The 15,693-nt window shown below is 60.2% G+C and carries 16 protein-coding genes and 1 pseudogene; 3 read left to right on the top strand and 14 right to left on the bottom strand.

The annotated features are described in order from the left end of the window. Positions 1-151 precede the first annotated feature (151 nt). The 4 genes from ABLU50_RS10795 to ABLU50_RS10780 are packed head-to-tail and all read right to left on the bottom strand — an operon-like array spanning position 152 to position 4,851. Positions 152-1,600 (bottom strand): MdtP family multidrug efflux transporter outer membrane subunit, encoded by a 1,449-nt coding sequence (locus ABLU50_RS10795; protein ID WP_057213007.1) that lies wholly within the window; start codon positions 1,598-1,600, stop codon positions 152-154. Next, positions 1,597-3,534, bottom strand: coding sequence for a multidrug efflux transporter permease subunit MdtO (gene mdtO, locus ABLU50_RS10790; RefSeq protein ID WP_087833205.1), 1,938 nt, complete (start codon positions 3,532-3,534; stop codon positions 1,597-1,599). Before mdtO ends, ABLU50_RS10795 begins: the two co-directional genes overlap by 4 nt. Before the next feature lie 12 nt (positions 3,535-3,546). Then, positions 3,547-4,572, bottom strand: a complete 1,026-nt coding sequence (mdtN, locus tag ABLU50_RS10785; protein WP_023319101.1) for a multidrug transporter subunit MdtN — start codon at positions 4,570-4,572, stop codon at positions 3,547-3,549. Positions 4,573-4,578: 6 nt separating this feature from the next. After that, positions 4,579-4,851: a YtcA family lipoprotein gene (locus ABLU50_RS10780; protein ID WP_004205353.1), complete on the bottom strand. Its 273-nt coding sequence runs from the start codon at positions 4,849-4,851 to the stop codon at positions 4,579-4,581. 224 nt (positions 4,852-5,075) lie between these two features. Here ABLU50_RS10780 and yjdI point away from each other — a divergent pair, with 224 nt between their 5' ends. Continuing rightward, positions 5,076-5,306, top strand: a complete 231-nt coding sequence (gene yjdI / locus ABLU50_RS10775; protein ID WP_004205354.1) for a 4Fe-4S mono-cluster protein YjdI — start codon at positions 5,076-5,078, stop codon at positions 5,304-5,306. 11 nt (positions 5,307-5,317) lie between these two features. Then, positions 5,318-5,590: a GNAT family N-acetyltransferase gene (locus tag ABLU50_RS10770; RefSeq protein WP_002916201.1), complete on the top strand. Its 273-nt coding sequence runs from the start codon at positions 5,318-5,320 to the stop codon at positions 5,588-5,590. An 80-nt stretch (positions 5,591-5,670) separates the two neighbouring features. Here the strand turns inward: ABLU50_RS10770 and ABLU50_RS10765 are convergent. From ABLU50_RS10765 to fimB, 10 genes and pseudogenes are all read right to left on the bottom strand, one after another. Beyond that, positions 5,671-6,324: pseudogene (locus tag ABLU50_RS10765) on the bottom strand (fimbrial protein); the annotation flags it as partial. Next, positions 6,321-7,226: a fimbrial protein gene (locus tag ABLU50_RS10760; RefSeq protein ID WP_004205356.1), complete on the bottom strand. Its 906-nt coding sequence runs from the start codon at positions 7,224-7,226 to the stop codon at positions 6,321-6,323. The gene ABLU50_RS10760 and the pseudogene ABLU50_RS10765, both read right to left, overlap by 4 nt. A 17-nt stretch (positions 7,227-7,243) precedes the next feature. After that, entirely contained in the window at positions 7,244-7,729 is a 486-nt protein-coding gene (locus ABLU50_RS10755; protein ID WP_175284551.1) for a fimbrial protein, read from the bottom strand. Positions 7,730-7,756: 27 nt separating this feature from the next. After that, the gene (locus ABLU50_RS10750; RefSeq protein ID WP_004205358.1) at positions 7,757-8,284 is read right to left on the bottom strand and encodes a fimbrial protein; all 528 of its coding nucleotides are present in this window, start codon (positions 8,282-8,284) and stop codon (positions 7,757-7,759) included. Positions 8,285-8,294: 10 nt separating this feature from the next. Next, positions 8,295-10,907: a fimbrial biogenesis usher protein gene (locus tag ABLU50_RS10745; RefSeq protein ID WP_080838252.1), complete on the bottom strand. Its 2,613-nt coding sequence runs from the start codon at positions 10,905-10,907 to the stop codon at positions 8,295-8,297. Positions 10,908-10,988: 81 nt separating this feature from the next. Next, positions 10,989-11,693 (bottom strand): fimbria/pilus periplasmic chaperone, encoded by a 705-nt coding sequence (locus ABLU50_RS10740; protein ID WP_176391553.1) that lies wholly within the window; start codon positions 11,691-11,693, stop codon positions 10,989-10,991. A gap of 49 nt (positions 11,694-11,742) precedes the next feature. Further along, positions 11,743-12,279 carry a fimbrial protein gene (locus ABLU50_RS10735; RefSeq protein ID WP_004205362.1) on the bottom strand — a complete coding sequence of 179 codons (537 nt, stop codon included), beginning with the start codon at positions 12,277-12,279 and terminating at the stop codon, positions 11,743-11,745. Positions 12,280-12,350: 71 nt separating this feature from the next. Beyond that, positions 12,351-12,899 (bottom strand): type 1 fimbrial major subunit FimA, encoded by a 549-nt coding sequence (fimA, locus tag ABLU50_RS10730; protein ID WP_004205364.1) that lies wholly within the window; start codon positions 12,897-12,899, stop codon positions 12,351-12,353. A 482-nt stretch (positions 12,900-13,381) separates the two neighbouring features. Then, the gene (gene fimE, locus ABLU50_RS10725) at positions 13,382-13,990 is read right to left on the bottom strand and encodes a type 1 fimbria switch DNA invertase FimE (protein WP_087833208.1); all 609 of its coding nucleotides are present in this window, start codon (positions 13,988-13,990) and stop codon (positions 13,382-13,384) included. A gap of 454 nt (positions 13,991-14,444) precedes the next feature. Beyond that, positions 14,445-15,050, bottom strand: coding sequence for a type 1 fimbria switch DNA invertase FimB (gene fimB / locus ABLU50_RS10720; protein WP_004205366.1), 606 nt, complete (start codon positions 15,048-15,050; stop codon positions 14,445-14,447). Positions 15,051-15,218: 168 nt separating this feature from the next. Here fimB and ABLU50_RS10715 point away from each other — a divergent pair, with 168 nt between their 5' ends. After that, on the top strand, positions 15,219-15,479 hold the full coding sequence (locus ABLU50_RS10715) for a hypothetical protein (protein ID WP_004205367.1): 261 nt from the start codon (positions 15,219-15,221) through the stop codon (positions 15,477-15,479). Positions 15,480-15,693: the final 214 nt, after the last annotated feature.

Genomic DNA, 15,693 nt, shown 5'->3' with positions numbered 1-15,693 from the left:
CTTCGCCTTACCCGGCCTACGAAAGGCAGGAATATCAAACCGTTATGCGGTTGGCTGTAGGCCCGCGCAAGCGCAGCGCCGCCGGGCAACCCCTGAAGATTGCCCTTTGGCCGCAGTCTGAATGCCTTCCCCTCCGGGGAAGGCATTTTTGTTACTGGCCGCGGTAGCCGCCGCCCAGGGCTTTGATCAGGGTAATGTCGGTGCTCAGCCGCTGGGCCTCAATGTCCAGCAGCAACAGCTGCTGGGCAAGAACCGCCCGTCGGGCCTCTTCGGCGGCGTAGCGGCTGAGAAGGCCGCGCTGATAATGGGCGCGAGCGCTGTCGGTGGTGGTCTGCGCCGCGGTGACCTTCAGCTGCTGCAGCGCGCGCTGCTGATTCAGGTCGTTAAGCTGGCTGGAGCTGATGGCGACATCGCGAACCGCGTCCAGCACCGCCTGGTTGTACTGTTTGATCAGAATATTGCTGGCGGTGCGCACCGACTGCAGATTGGCGTTCAGACGACCGCCGTCGAAGATCGGCAGATAGAGCCCGGGCAGCAGGTTGATCTGCTGGAAAGAGGACTTAAACAGATCCCCGACGCTCAGGGCGTTATAGCCCCAGAACGCTTTGATATCAAAATGGGGATAGAAGGCCGCTTTCGCCGCGTCGACCTGGCTCAGGGAGGCGGTCACGTATCCGCGCAGCGCCTGCAGGTCCGGGCGGCGGGCCAGCAGCTCGAAAGAGAGCGACGGCGGCAGCGTCTCCTGGAGCGCAGGCAGCGCTACCGGATGGATCGCCGGCATGCTTTGCGCATCGGCGCCGATCAGCGCCCGCAGGGTTTCACGATACTGGGTCAGCATCCCCTCGGCGCTAATGATCTGCTGGCGGGCGGCGAGCTGTTCGGCCTGGGCGTTGGCCACGTCCACACTATCCTCCACACCGCGTTGGGTCCGGTGCTCGTGGGCCGCCACCGAGAACTGGGCAATGCTCTCCAGCTCCTGCAGCAGCGCGATTTTCTGGAATGTCGCCTGCATGGCGAAATAGAGCTGCGCCACGCTGCTGGCGATGTCGAGCTCAATGCCGGCGGTCTCCGCCAGCCGGGCGTTTTTCTCGCCAATGGCGGCGGCGACCCGGGCGCGATCGGCTCCCCAGAGATCGATATTCAGCTGCGCCCCGACGCCAACGGTGTTCAGCGTATACCACGGACCGTTCTTATCCACCGGCAGGGAGTAGGAGTAGGGCCAGCTAAAGGATTTGTCGGTGATCCGCAGGCGGTTTTGCGCCGCGACGGCGGTGGCCTGCAGGCCCATCGCCGACTGGGCGAGTTCCACCGTAGACTGCGACTGGGAGATGCGCAGCCGGGCGGCTTGCATGGTCGGCGAATTCTGCAGCGCCCGGTTGATCAGCATATTGAGCTGAGGGTCATCGTAGGCCTCCCACCAGCGGGCTGCCGGCCAGTTGCTGTTCGCCAGGTGGATCACCTGCGCCAGCTGGGCCTGCTGCGGATTGACGATGGCGACCTGGGCAGGCTCGTCCTGAATCAGCGCGCAGCCGCTGAGCAGCGTCAGCGTCAGGGTAAGGAGAGTGCCGCGCAGCCGCGCGGAGAAAGGAAGGATCATCATGACGTTTTAGCCTGTTGCTCAGTCGCTATCGGTGTCGGGCCCCAGTCGGGCAGGATGGCCAGCGCGGCGGCCAGCGCCGGGCCAAAGGGGTTAGTCAGGTCGGTGGCCAGCGGTTCGGCAGGGGCCGTTGCCTCCTGTTCGATACGTTCGGCGTAGCGCCGCAGCTGTTCGGCGCAGCGGGCCAGGGTCGGGTCTCCCGGCGCGGCGTTGAGCCGGTACCCTTCGCTGAGGCGGGCGATCTTCTCGGCCCGGGCGAGGGTGGCGCGCATCGGCCAGTTTTTCGCCTGGGGCCAGGGGTGGGCATACGTGCCCAGCGGTTCGGCGCGAACCCGATGGATAAGCGCTTCGCTGTCGGTGAAGGCGACAAACAGAGGGGCCAGCGGCACCGCATCGTGCGGGGCGGCGAGGCAGTCCGCCAGCCGGCGATAGAGTCCGGCGAGGCGCGATTTCAGCTGCGGCGCTTCGCTGTCCGGCCAGAGATATAAATGGACAATGGAGGAGACCAGCACCCCGAGCAGGATGCCCAACACCCGGTCCCGCAGCTCGGTGAGGTTAGTCAGCGGACCAAACCAGCTGAGGAAGGCCAGCGCAAAGGTGAAGCCAATCTGGATCCCGGCGTAGGCGATACGCTCCGAGCCGGCGGCAATCCAGGCCGCCAGCGCCAGCACTGGCAGGGACATCGCCAGCAGCCCCGACAGCGAGTCGGTCCAGGGCTGGACAAAAACGATTAACAGCAGCGCCAGCAGAGTGGCGAACAGCGCGCCGCCGATGCGCAGCCACGTCTTTTGCATCGTGGCACCCAGCCCGGGCTGGGCGACGATCACGCAGCTCAGCATAATGGTATGCAGTCCCTGCCAGTCGGCAGCGGTATAGAAGACATAGCAGATTAGCGTCGCCAGCAGGGTCTTGAGCGCAAAATGGAGATACGCCGGGTTGCGCCAGGCGTCCGGCGCCAGCAGGGGCGGCTTCTCCACCTCGCCCTGCGGCAGAGCAACGGGCTCACCCTGGGCCAGCCTCTGCAGAAGGGCTGCCATCTCCTGCAGAACGGCGCGATTGACGCCGCGGCCGCTGAGCGCCAGGGGAGGAATAGCGCCGTCAAACGGCCCCTCGCTGAGGGCACTCTTCAGCTGCAGCACCGCCTGCGACAGCCGCAGGCGATCGTCGCTATCGGCCTCGTCCGCTTGCAGCAGCGCCGCCAGCTGGTAGCAGCGCAGGGTGGCGGCCAGCCGCGAGCGCCAGGCCTGGGGATCGGCGGCGATCTCCGGCGTCGCCCGGCTGGCCTGGGCGAACAGCGACTGCAGCTGGTTGAACAGCGCGGCGGTCTCGCCGAAGGTCGGTGGCGCTTCAGCGTCCGGGTCTGCCAGCCGGCTGGCGACCGCCTGCAGCATCTCCGCCAGACGCGCCTTAAACTGGTTGCCGGGAAAGGCCTGCTGAAAACAGGCGTTGACCAGCAGGGTGACGAGGATCGCGGTGTTAATCGCCACCCACAGCCAGAGCAGCAGCCGCACCAGAATTTCGCTCTGGCTGGTCATCGACGGGAAGGTTTGGGCGTAAATCACCGCCAGCGCCACCACGAAAAAGGCCAGTCCCAGCTTGCCCAGCACCCGCATTAGATAGATGGCGCAGAAAAAGAGCGCCACGGAGGCCGCCAGGCGGATCAGCGGGTAGTCATAGGTCCACTTGATGATCAGCAGCACGCCGCCGAGCGCCACGCTGACGGTGACAAAAAAGACCACGCTGACTAACTTAATCATCAACACGTTAGGCTGGCTGACGTAGAACACGACGATCAGCGCGACGGCCAGAAAGGGGATCTGCATGGTCATGAACAGGGTGATGAGCACCGCACAGCTCAGCGTCAGGCGCAGCGTGTAGCTGGCGCGTCCCGGTGCGTCGCGCAGTTCCTGGCGTAAAAAATGGGCGAGAGGAAACATCGCGTCGCCCGGCTACGGCTGCAGCACGGCGCTGGCCGAGGCGCCCATGCGGAACAGTTCCGGATCGGGATCGCTGACGGCGATTTTCACCGGGAAGCGCTGCGAGACGTGGACCCAGTTAATGCTTTTCTGGATCAGCGGCAGGCCTTCGATGACGCTCCCGCCTTCGGGCAGGACGCCGGAGCCGACCGAATCCACCACCCCGTTAAAGGTCCGGTTGTGGTTGGTCATCACGGTGATGCGCGCCGCCACCCCGGGGCGCACGTTGTTCAGGTCGGTTTCGCGGAAGTTAGCGATCACATACCAGCGGTCGTCATCCAGCAGGGTGAAGACTGGCTTCAGCGCCGAAGCGTACTGGCCGACGGTGGTTTTCAGCGCCACCACCACGCCGTTGAACGGCGCGCGCACTTCGGTGAATTCCAGATGCAGTTCGGCGAGAGCGATTTGCGCCAGGATCCCGGCGCGTTGCGCCACCATGGCATCCACGCCGGTCACAGCCGCCGAGGCCTGTCTGGCCTGCAGTAGCGTGGCCTCCAGCTCCGCCCGCGCCGCTTTCTCGGCGGTGCGCGCCTGATCGAGATCTTCCTGCGAGGCAAACCCCTGCGGCACCAGCGGCTCAAGACGGATGCGCGTGGAGGTGGTCTGCTTGACCAGCGCTCTGGCGCGCTCGACGGCGGCCGCCACCGACTGGGCGTTATACTCCTGCGCTTTGATGGTGCGCTGGGTCAGCATAATCTGCGCGTCGAGGGTCGTCAGCCGCGCTTTCGCGTCATCGAGCATCGCCTGATAGGGGCGGGGGTCGATGCGGAACAGCAGATCGCCTTTTTTCACCCGCTGGTTATCGCGAATGGGCATCTCCACGATGCGCCCGCTGACCTCGGGCACCACATCGATGGTATCGGCGTAGACATAGGCGTCATTGGTCTCTGGCGACGTTTGCAGCTGCCAGATAACCAGGATCAGCGCCAGGATGGCGGCCAGGACCAGCGCCAGCAGAGGCCATTTCTTGCGTAACAGGGGAGTGCGGGAAGTAGTCATAAGCGATCAGTGAACAAAAAACAGAAACCACAGCAGTGTGGCGAACAGGAACATCAGCGCGACATAGCTGAAGACCAGGGGAGAAAAGCGCGGCTGCCAGCCTTTACGGGTAATCAGGATATGGCAGGGGATCAGTAAAAACGCCCCGCCCAACAAGCAGAAAAACCAGCCGGGGAATGCGGCGCCCAGTACCGGGATCGCTGGTGAGAGTGAGCAGCCGGTCAGCGGCAAGACGAGCAGTAGCCGCGCTGGGCGGGCTATGGTGGCAATATGATTCAATGGAACATCCCTGAGTGCTCTTACCAGTGTGTCATGAGTGTAATCGCCTCGTTGCGGGAATGAAAGTCAACCGTTCGTTGACTGCGGGATCCTTGCGCGCCGGGAGAGCGGGAGGATGCGCCAAATCGCTCTCCTCACGCCCATTACCGACTTGCGCATAGTCAGCCGTCAAGGGGAGGACTATGCTTAGCCTGAAAGTCATAAAACAAGACCGAGGCAATGTCATGGATAAGGAATTACTGGAAGCCGGCTACCGGGCCTACACCGGGGAGAAAATCGACGTCTACTTTAATACGGCGATCTGTCAGCATTCCGGGAACTGCGTGCGCGGCAGCGCGAAGCTGTTCAATCTCAAGCGTAAGCCGTGGATCATCCCGGATGAAGTAGATGTCGCGACGGTGGTGAAGGTGATCGATACCTGCCCGAGCGGCGCGCTGCAATATCGTCATAAATAAGCGAGGAGAAGATGGAAATACTGGAAGGGCACAACAAATTTTATGTTAACGACGCGCAGGGCAATCAGGTCGCAGAGATTGTTTTTGTTCCCACCGGCGAACACCTCAGCATTATCGAACATACCGATGTCGATCCCAGCCTGAAAGGCCAGGGGGTGGGGAAACAGCTGGTGGCGAAGGTGGTGGAAAAAATGCGCCAGGAGCAGCGGAAGATTATTCCTCTCTGCCCGTTTGCCAAACATGAATTCGATAACACCCGTGAATACGATGATATTCGCGCCTGACGTACCGGCACCGGTGTAAACCGGTGCGCTTTTCTCTCGCCAGCGAATCCACGCCTTTAGTCACTCATCGCTTCCCCTCATGCCCGGACAAACGCCGACCCTGAGTTTGCTGATGAACGAGGCGGCTGCCTGTGCGGAAAGCTAGGGGCCAGATGCGGGTGATATTCCACCAGCTTTTTCACCCCCGCCAGCCGCTGAGCGTAGAGCGTTTTCTGGCTCAATCCGAGACGTTGCGACTGCTCGCCTATCGTCTGCCCTTGCAGCAGGGCGAGGAGCGCTTTGAGCTCGGCATGACTTAATCCGGCGGCCCGTTTTCGGTGGATCAGGGCGGCTTCACTGGCAAGGCGTTCAAGCCGCGGCGCGTTCTTCAGCCGATGGATCAGTTGCGCGCAGGGGAGGTCGGCAGGAGCGGCATGGACGTTGCGCAAACGATCCGGATGGCTCACCTGATAAAGCAGCGTTCGCCACAGCCAGATGGCCGGGCTGCGGCTAAGCATCAGCATCGGCAACGGGCGTGATGCCTGTTCGAGCAGCCTGGCCGCCTGGCGCAGTGTGGTGAGCATCCACAGGGGATCGTCAGGAAGAAAGACCACGATCCGCTTCACCGCGGCCAGCTCCCGCAGAGAGACGCCCTCCACCGGCAGCACGACGGGCCGCTTCGCCGCGTTGTGCATCAGCTGGCTCAACCCACGGGCGGCCAGCGAGCAGGGAGAGAGGATGTACTCGGTCATCATTGATAGACAAAGGTAATGCCGATGATCGACTGCACGTTGCCGGCGGTGACCTGGCCTGTGGTCCGGGCGTAGGTCGCCGTCAGGCCGAGATTGACCGGCGAGGTTCCGACGGTGCCCAGTGAGACAGTGCTGTTCGCCGGCACGGCGCTGCCGTTGCGGGTAAGCTGGACGCCTATCCCTTGCGCCGGCGAGGCGGAGGCGGTGTTAGTGAAGATCGCGTTAGCGCTGTCCGCGGTGGCGCCGGAGAGGTAATACCCCAGCTGTTGGCTCTGCGCGCAGTGCACGGTGAGCGGCACGGCCATGGAGCCCGGGTAGTCGGGGAGGGTGACGGTGACATCGCGGGCGGAGACATCGCAGCCGCCGGTGGGGACCACCACGTCGTTATTGGCGTAGATATTCCAGATGAACTGGAAGGAGTCGCTATTGTAGTTGTTAGTCTGATGCAGGATCAGCACCGCGATTAACGATCCTGCGGTGATCGCCACCCCGCCGGCGGTGCTGACCGGCGTCAGATACAGGACGGCCGGCCAGGGCTTATCGGTCCGGGAATCGTAAATCACCCGCGCGGTTTCCGTGGTGGTCGGGAAGGGGTAAGAGGTGCCGTTATATTTCACGGTGCCAGAGAAACTCGACAGCACACCGCCATAGGCGGATCCGCGCTGCAGGGTCACGTAGTCAGTGATCGTTTCCGGATAGTCGTTATGGCAAAAAATCTGCGTGGAGAGGTCGACCACCAGGTTTTGCCCGACGTTGACCGCCGGGGTCAGGTTAACGTAGACGTTGGCTGAGCCGCCGCCGATGGGGATCGTCGCGCCGGTGGCTGTTTTGCAGGCGAAGGACCAGGCGTTCATCGACCAGCCCAACAGCAGCAGGGTGGTGAATAAAGGAATAATTTTTTTCATCATGATGCTCTCCTGGCTCAGGCGTAGGTATAGGTCACGTTAATCACCGCCTGAATGGTGCCTTGCGTGGCGCCGCCGTTGACCGACAGGGCCCTGACCTGCAACGGGAAGCGGGCGGACTGGCTGGCCTCATCCACCTGTACCGACTGGCTGCTGCCATTGTTCAGCGTGGTGCCATCCTCGCTCTGCAATTCGAGCTGAATATTGCCCGCCGTCCCCTGGTTTTTGTAATAGCCGGTGCTGTCCGCGGTCCCGCTGAAGGTGGCCTTCACCCGTGAGGTACCGACGGGGCAGTTGCTGAGATCCAGCGCCACGCTGTGCCAGGCCGATGCCGAGCCTGCGCCAATCAGGCTGAAGGTGTAGAGATCGCCCAGCTCGACGGTGGCATTGACGGTGGAGACCGTGCAGGGTCTGGCCACCACCTTCCCGTTGACGGTAAGGGTGACGTCGGCCGCCCGCAGGGAAGGGCTCGCGGTTAACAGGCTGGCCAGCAGCCAGCCCACGTGGGTCCATTTCATTTCAGCCTCCACTTACTGAAATTCCAGGGTGAATGTTGCTGTCGCATTGACATGCCCGGCGGTGACGGGCACCTGCGTGGCCATCAGACGGGCGTAAAAGTTCAGGATGTTGGTCTGGCCCGGCGTCAGCGTGGTCCAGGCGATGGCTGACGATGGGGCATTGACCGGCAGCCGGGACTGCTGCTGGTCGAGAATGTCCACCCCCATTCCCGCCGCCGCCGAGGCGCCGGCGTCGAGTTTTAACAGGCTGGTATTGACGCTGTCCGCCACGCCGGTGAAACCGACCTTCACCGCGGTGACGGAAGTGCCGCAGGGCGATAGCACGATACGGAACGGCACCGGCGGGGTCGTCGCCCCGACGGCGTAAAACTGCTTCGCGGCGTTGTCCTGCAAATCGACGGTGAAATCCTTCGACTCTCCGGCCACCGCGCAGGCGTTGTCGCGCACATAGCCGCTGATGGCGATCGTGCTGTCGGCAGCGAAGGCCAGCGGCGCAAACAGAGCGAGCAGGGCGCTCAGCAGAAACTGCGGTGTTCTCATCATCATCTCCTTAGCGACACGCGACGGACAGCTGGCTGAGCGACTGCTGCTGGCTCTCCGGCGGCAGACGATAATCGGCCACGCACTGGGCGTCCGGGCCATCGCCCCATTTCACCCGCACCTTGCCCGCCAGCGGCATCCCGCTCAGGTAGACCTGACCGTTATCCGCGACGATGCTGCCGCTCTGGTTGCTGTCGCTGGTGGCGAGGGCGCCAAACGGCACCGGTTTGCCGCGATGGGTCAGCGTCATCAGAATCTTCATTCCCACCTGGGCGTTAAAGCTGGCGCGGACGATCGCCCCATGGGTAGGCACCACGCTGACCACTGCATCGTCAAGATCGACATTGTCGGCCAGGGTATTGGTGTCCAGCGCGACCCGGTTTTCGCGATACTCGGTGGCATACGGCAGGACGGCATACCCGCGCCAGTCGGTGCGCACCCCGGTCTGATTTTCTACCTTCACGCCGCCGGCGCCGGGGGCTTTCACCAGCACTACGGTATCGTTCAGCGGCTGGCTCAGGGTGATGCCGTTGGCGTGCGCCAGCACGCCGCCGCTGACCCCGTAGTAGAGCTGTTTGAAACCATCGCTGCGGCTGTAGCCGACGTTGGCGTTGCCGTAGCCGCCGCGGTAGTTGAGCGCGGTATAGCCGGTGCTCCCGCTGTCGCCGTTGCCGCCGCCCGCATAGCCGGTCTGCACGCTATAGCTGAGGTTATTGTCTTCCAGCAGGGTGCCGTACAGGCCCGCCAGATTGGTCATGCGGCCATTGAGATCGTGCGACAGGCTGTAGCTGGCGCTGGCGTGCCGCCAGACCGAACGGCTATCGGAACGCAGCCAGTGGCTGAAGGGGATATTGACGTTGACCGCCAGCATCTGATCGCGCCCCTGCTGCCAGGCATTTTTCGTCAGGCTGTAGCTTAGCGACCAGTTGATATCGTCTACGGCGGCGTTGAGGCCGGCCTGCAGTTGCTCATCGGCATCGTCGGTGCCCCAGTAGGTCTGGTGGCTGCCGCTCAGATAGAGGGTGGCGGTGCGCCCCAGCTGTTGGGTCACGCTCAGCTGCACCTTACCGCGCTTGCTGTAAGCCAGATTGTAGTAGTCGGTAAATTTGGGTTTCACCTGGATAACCCCGTCCTGGGTTTCCACGCTGTAGCCGCTCATCCGGCGGTAGGTGGTATCGGCAAAGTTATAGTAGCCCCGGGTGGAGTAGCGGTAGCCCACCAGCTGCAGGTTGGTGCCGGTCTCATCCAGTGACTTGTTATAGAGAAAACGCACCGACTGTCCCTGATGCTCGCTGTCGTCAGGCAGGGTGGCGTTGGCCTGGGTGATATCCAGCGATAAGGCGCCGAAATAGCCCATGTTTTTCCCCACCCCGAGGTTAAAGGCGCGATAGCGGTCCGCCAGCTGGGTGCCGCCGTACAGGGTCCAGCCGGCCGGCAGGCCATGCATGGCCGTGCTCTGGAAAAAATCGGGCGTTTCCTGCTGGCTGTTGCCGCTGCGGTACTCCCCGGCGGTGAGGGCGAAGCGGGTATGGCCTTCGCGCTGCAGCACCGGCACCGTTGACCAGGGCACGCTGAAGACCTGGCGGGTGCCATCCGCTTCTTTAATGGTGACCTGCAGATCGCCGCCGTTGCCCGCGGCGTAGAGATCGTCGATGGTAAACGGCCCCGGCGGCACCGTGCTCTGGTAGATTTCGTAGCCGTTTTGTTTGACTGACACCTGCGCGGTGCCGCGGGCGATCCCGTGGATCACCGGCGCGAAGCCTTTCTGGCTGTCCGGCAGCATATTGTCATCCGAGGCCAGCTGCGCGCCGCGGAAGTTGATCCCGTCGAAGACATCGCCGTTGGTGTAGCTATCCCCGAGGGTAAGCCGCGAGCGCAGGGAAATGATGTCCCGCTCAAGCCAGCTGTTGACGTGCTGCCAGCGGTTCTCATTGGATGACGCGCTGCCGCCGCTGCTGTAACTCCAGGTGCTGTTATCGCGCAGGCGCCAGGCGCCGAAATTCAGGCCGCTCTGCAGATTCAGATAGGCGTAACGGCTGTTGCCCCCGGTGGTGTTATGGACGTTGTTGCCGGTGAAGTTATAGTTAACCAGCCCGGCGGTGATGCCGTTATCCCATAGCTCCGGCGGGATATACCCGCGGGCGTGGCTGCCCATAAACGCCTGGGGTACGGTGAGATACAGGCGCTGTTGGCCGACATCGAAGCGGGTGGTGGCTTCGCTGATGAGCGTCGTTAGCGGCACGCAGGCTGTACTGTCCAGGGCCGCCATGCCCGTCACCCGTCCGGTATCCACCCCCATGCTCGCCAGCTGGCCGCGGGTCAGGCAGGGCGACAGGCCATGGCCTTGCGCATCGGCCTGGAAAGTGACGTCCCGGGTGGTCATATAGCCGTTATTGAGATAAATATCGACGCGATAGGTGCCCGGCGGGACCTCCTGGCCTTTTTCAAATCCCGACAGGTCTGCCACCGCCGCCGGATCGTCAGCTAAAAAGCGGGGGTTAAAATAGAGGTCCGCCTGCGCGGCGAACGGCTGTGAGCAGAGCCACAGCGTCAGCGCCGGCGTAATCAGGCGCCGGGCGCTTCGGCGACCCCCATGGTCCAGTCCATATTTTCGATGTGACATAATCCCTCCGGTCCGACGTTGCCCGGCTGTCAGTGCTTCTGGTCATGCGCAGCGTGGCCCGCGCGGCGGGGCACACCAGATTTAACGCAGTACGCCATTTATTTTCGGCGTCAGCGCGCCGTAATCGTTAATGGTGCGATAGGTGATGGTGTTGCCGGCATCCGCAGGCAGCTTGACGCTGGTTTTACCCATCGGCGGCACCAGGGCGTTTTCCAGAATGCGCGTTCCGGCGTTCAGTTCGGTCACCGTCAGGTAATAAGGGGTAGGATTCGTCAGCGTTAGCGACGATCCGTTGCGGCTAAAGGTCAGCTTGTCCGCCGCCTGATCCGGGGGCAGGGTCAGTTTTGCCGGTCGGTAGTAGAGCTTGATGCGGCTGATAATCGCCAACTGGAGGGTGTTGTCGCTGAGCTTCGATTTATCCATTGAGGGAATAGCCTTCACGTTCATCCAGAACAGGCTTTCCCGATCCTGCGGCAGCTGGTTATTGGTCGCATCGATAATGCGCAGGGTGTTCTCTTTTTTGCCCTGCATGGCAAACAGCGGGGGAGTGATAACAAACCGGCCGTCTCGCTGCCCATCGGCATTTTCCACCCATGACTGAATAAGCCAGGTGCTGTTGTCGTCGTTATTGGTCACCGCCAGCTGGACCTGTTTCTGACCCGCCGGGTAGATGACCCGGGTCGCGCCCAGCGCGACGCCCGCGTGCGCGCTGGCGCTCAACGCGCCGGCGGCGAAAAGCACACATCCCGTCAGTATGCCGCGTATCGTCGTTGCTGTTTTTCTCACATTATCTCCTTGTCTGCTCACGGTGTTGTCCTGCTGGTCTGCGGGTTGATTACTGATAGGTTAATGAGAACCAGGCCTGGGCGTTGGCCGCGCCGCCGGTGACCTGGCGTCCGGTCGCCCGATATTTGGCGACGAAATTTAGCGTCGTCGGTCCGCGGTAGAGCGGCACCCAGCGATCCGGCGGACGATTGAGAGGCAGCTGCTGGCCGTGACTGTCGAACAGCGCGATGCCGATCCCGCTGGCGATCCCCGGGCCTTCACCCACCGACAGCACGTCGGGGTTTTTGCCGTCAGCCACGCCGTGAAATGCTACCCCGACATGCTGGCTGACTGCCGTACTGCAATCCTGTAAATGAATCGTGAAAGGGATCGGGTTGCTGTCTTCGCCCACGTCGTGAAATCGGTTACTGCTGATCTGTCCCAGATTGACCGTCATCTGCCGATCGCCGGCTTCGACGCGGCAGGAACTGGCCATGATCAGGCCCTGAAAGCGCATGCTGCCCCCCGGCAGCGTGACGTTCCACTGATTACCGGCCAGCGCCAGCGGAGGCAGCAGCAGTAGCAGACCCGATTTCATTCCCTGCATCGTTTCACCCCGGTTGCAAAATTAAGCGCGGGCCCTCCTGGCCCGGATGGCTTCCTTGCCTGATGTTTGCCTTACTCGTACTGCACTTTGAAGGTGGCGTCAGCGTTCGCGATACCGGCGGTCGCGGCGCCAGTAGCGTAGTAACGCGCCTGGAACGGAATGATGTTGGTGCCGTCATTCAGCGTGGTGGCTGCGCTGAAGGTGGCGCCGTCCAGCGCCAGCGGCGTGCCGGTGTTGTCGAGGATCTGCACGCCGACGTTGGTCGCGCTGCCGGCGGCAGAGTTTTGCAGCGCCAGAACGGTGGTATTGCTGCTGTCGATGGCCGTACCGGCGAAGGCGACGGACGCTTTGGTTGCTACCGTGGTGTCGCAATCATCCAGCTGAATGTTGAAACCAACGGACGAACTGGTGCTCCCCGCCGTGGCCAGCTTCGCGGAACGCACCTGGCCCAACTGGACGGTTTGATCGATAGAGCCGGCATCCACCGCACAGGCCGCGTTAACGACTTCCCCTTTAAAATGGACGGTCCCGCCGTTAACCGTGGTGGTATCGGCCAGGGCCGCCGCGGAGCTCAGAGACAGGGCTGACACAACAATCATTGCCAGTGTTTTGATTTTCATACTGTTTTCCTTTGAACGATGTCGAAATAACGAACCGGATTGGCAGCCGTTGTGCCTTCCAGGCATTTCAGATTTCAGCCGAGTGGTCTGGCTGCCGGCTCTGCACAGTTTTCGCCCAACCGATGAGACAATTGGGGCCATTTTGACTCGTTGAGATAAACGATCTGTTCGTTGTTTAATCTTGCCTGTTTTCCGGTATTAAAATCTGTTTAATGTGGTTTTATTGGTTATTTAATCTAGTGATGTTAGCGAGAGTGCGAAAGGAAGAGAGATACCGCTGGCGAAGGCGCGCCAATGCAACGGGAGGGCAGGGTGAGGAAAAGTGCGTAATTGACGGTTTAAAAATATATTAAAAACATGAAGTTAATAATTTTTCTGCAGAAATATGGCGTGGTGAGTTGCAAAATATGTCAAAACATTTTTATGATATAAACAGTTTGGCCCCAATTGACCTGTTCACCGTTTATTTTTTTGAATTAAATTCAATCAGTTGTATCAGCTCCCGATTCTGCAATGCTTTCTCCAATAAGATTATTTCTTTCCCATATTCCAGCGAAACGCGCCGCATTGCTGGCGGTGTAGCGTACCGTGTGTCGAATATTACGATGACCGAGGTAATCCTGGATCAAACGGGTATCTGTACCTCTTTCCGCCAGTTCGTAGCCGCAGGCGTGACGCAGCATATGAGGGTGGGTCTGCGTCACGGTACCCGCCTTTTCCCCGGCGGAGCGAATAATACGATACGCCTGCTGGCGTGAGAGCGGGGTCCCGCGACGGGAGATAAAAAGCGCGTCGGTTTTGGCCGCCGCTTTCCAGCCGGCGCGGACCTGACTCCAGCGCTCAATGGCCTCACGTTCATCAAAGCGCAGCGGGTGAATAGTTGAAAAACCGTTCTTCAACCGCCGCACATTGACCCGGCCTTCCCGTAGATCCAGATCGTGATAGTGCAGATCCAGCAGTTCGCTGATGCGCATCCCGTGGCGAAAGGCGAGAAGGATGAGGCAGTAGTCCCGCTCGCCGGTGGCGCCCTGACGCGCGGCCTGCATCATAGCCTGAACTTCTTTGGCGGTAAGAAAACGACGTCGGTTCACAATAATTACTCCTGAAAAAGAGGTGAGGGGTCGTCATGGCGAAACCATACGCCATGACGGAAAAGATCCGTAATGTAAGAACGGTACAAGGTGAAGGCGATTAACCACGTATAGATAGCATATTATATTTATAGCCAGTCAAAATATCGCCTGGCGATAATTCTTAATTTTAGAGATTTTAAGCAAGGTCACAATAGATCTGCTCGGGTTTTATAGCATGTGCATAAAATAAAAGGGATTTTTCACTCGGTAGATTTTAAAAAATAGCGGGATGGATTTTTAGCCAACAATAAAGAATCACGGCAAAACCGGAATTAATACAGGGGCAATTTAACGATGAGACCGCAGGATTAAATAAGAACTTGCGGGAACAGTAATCATAATTAACTGAGGGTTAATTTATTGCTATTTAATTTCCCCGCAACGCAGTACAACGCCATCCGTGGCGTCAGGCTTACTGAAGCAGCGACAGGCGCTGTTTGTCGCGCGTATTGTCCCAGATACCATAGAAGCGTCCCGCGTTGCTGGCGGTATACCAGACGGTATGGCGAATATTGCGGTGTCCGAGATAGTCCTGGATCAGACGGGTATCGATACCCATATTGGCCAGCGCAAAGCCACAGGAGTGGCGCAGCATGTGCGGGTGGATCTCCAGCGGCAATCCCGCCTGGTCGCCAGAGGAGGCGATAATTTGATAAAACTGCTGGCGGGAAAGGGGATTGCCTTTGCGGGAGAGAAACAGCCACTCGCTGGCGGCCTGCGGCCAGGTGTTGCGAATGGCCAGCCAGCGCTTTAGGGCGTGGATCTCTTTATTCAGCAAAGGGTGGGTGGTCGAAAACCCCTTTTTTAGCCGATGGATATAAACGCAGCGGGAAGCAAGGTCGATATCGGATATTCTCAGGCGACAGATCTCGCTGGCGCGCAGACCATGGATGAAGCACAGCAGCGTCAGGCAATAATTACGTGCGGCATAGGGACCGCTATCGGCGGCTTTAAGTAGCGACTCGATTTCATTCTGAGTCAGGAAGTTCCTTTTTTTAATCTCGGCGTTATTCGTCATAGTGTTCCCTTTTATGGCAGGCAAATATTACGCTTTCCAGGCCTGCGTCAGGTCATTGTTAAATGCGACTGCCTTTTTATTTTTAAACAGCGTGCTGATAACGTTTTTATTTGCTACGGGAGCATGCGGTATCATGGGCTATCGCCATCCCCAGCGATAAGACGTCGTATGCTGAAGGGTAAAGAAAGGGTTAGCTGGTTGAACTGGCGAATCTTTCCTGGAGGTTTCCACGTCCTGTACATCCCTGATCCTCTTGATGATGCCCGCTTGATGATGAAGGCACTGGCTTCCGGCCACGGCAAGGCGGCCATCAATGCCGTCATGATTTATTTCCCGGCTGTCGGGGCGGCACGGCGTCAGCCAGCCGGCCTCCCGTATCTCAGCGACGGGAATGGCATGAGTAATTTCTCAGACAGAATACAACCTTGAACCGTCTGGATAGCATTCACTGCAAAACTACAACAGAGATTAAACCATACTGCAAAAAGCCTGGGGATAATAGCCATTGTCTCTGTGAGGGCACTTTACGTCTTATTTAACGGGTTGAGCTTAATCTTAATGGTGCTGTGGGAGCGTGGGCGGTAATCGGCGGAAGCGGTGATATCAGGCGGTGGGTATAAGAGAGGCATAGGCTGCAGACTGG

The sequence above is a fragment of the Klebsiella sp. GG_Kp173 genome (genome assembly GCF_040062415.1).
Taxonomy (GTDB): Bacteria; Pseudomonadota; Gammaproteobacteria; order Enterobacterales; family Enterobacteriaceae; genus Klebsiella; species Klebsiella quasipneumoniae.
The sequence above is the reverse complement of the archived record's forward strand: the minus strand, read 5'-3'. Positions and strand labels throughout refer to the sequence as shown.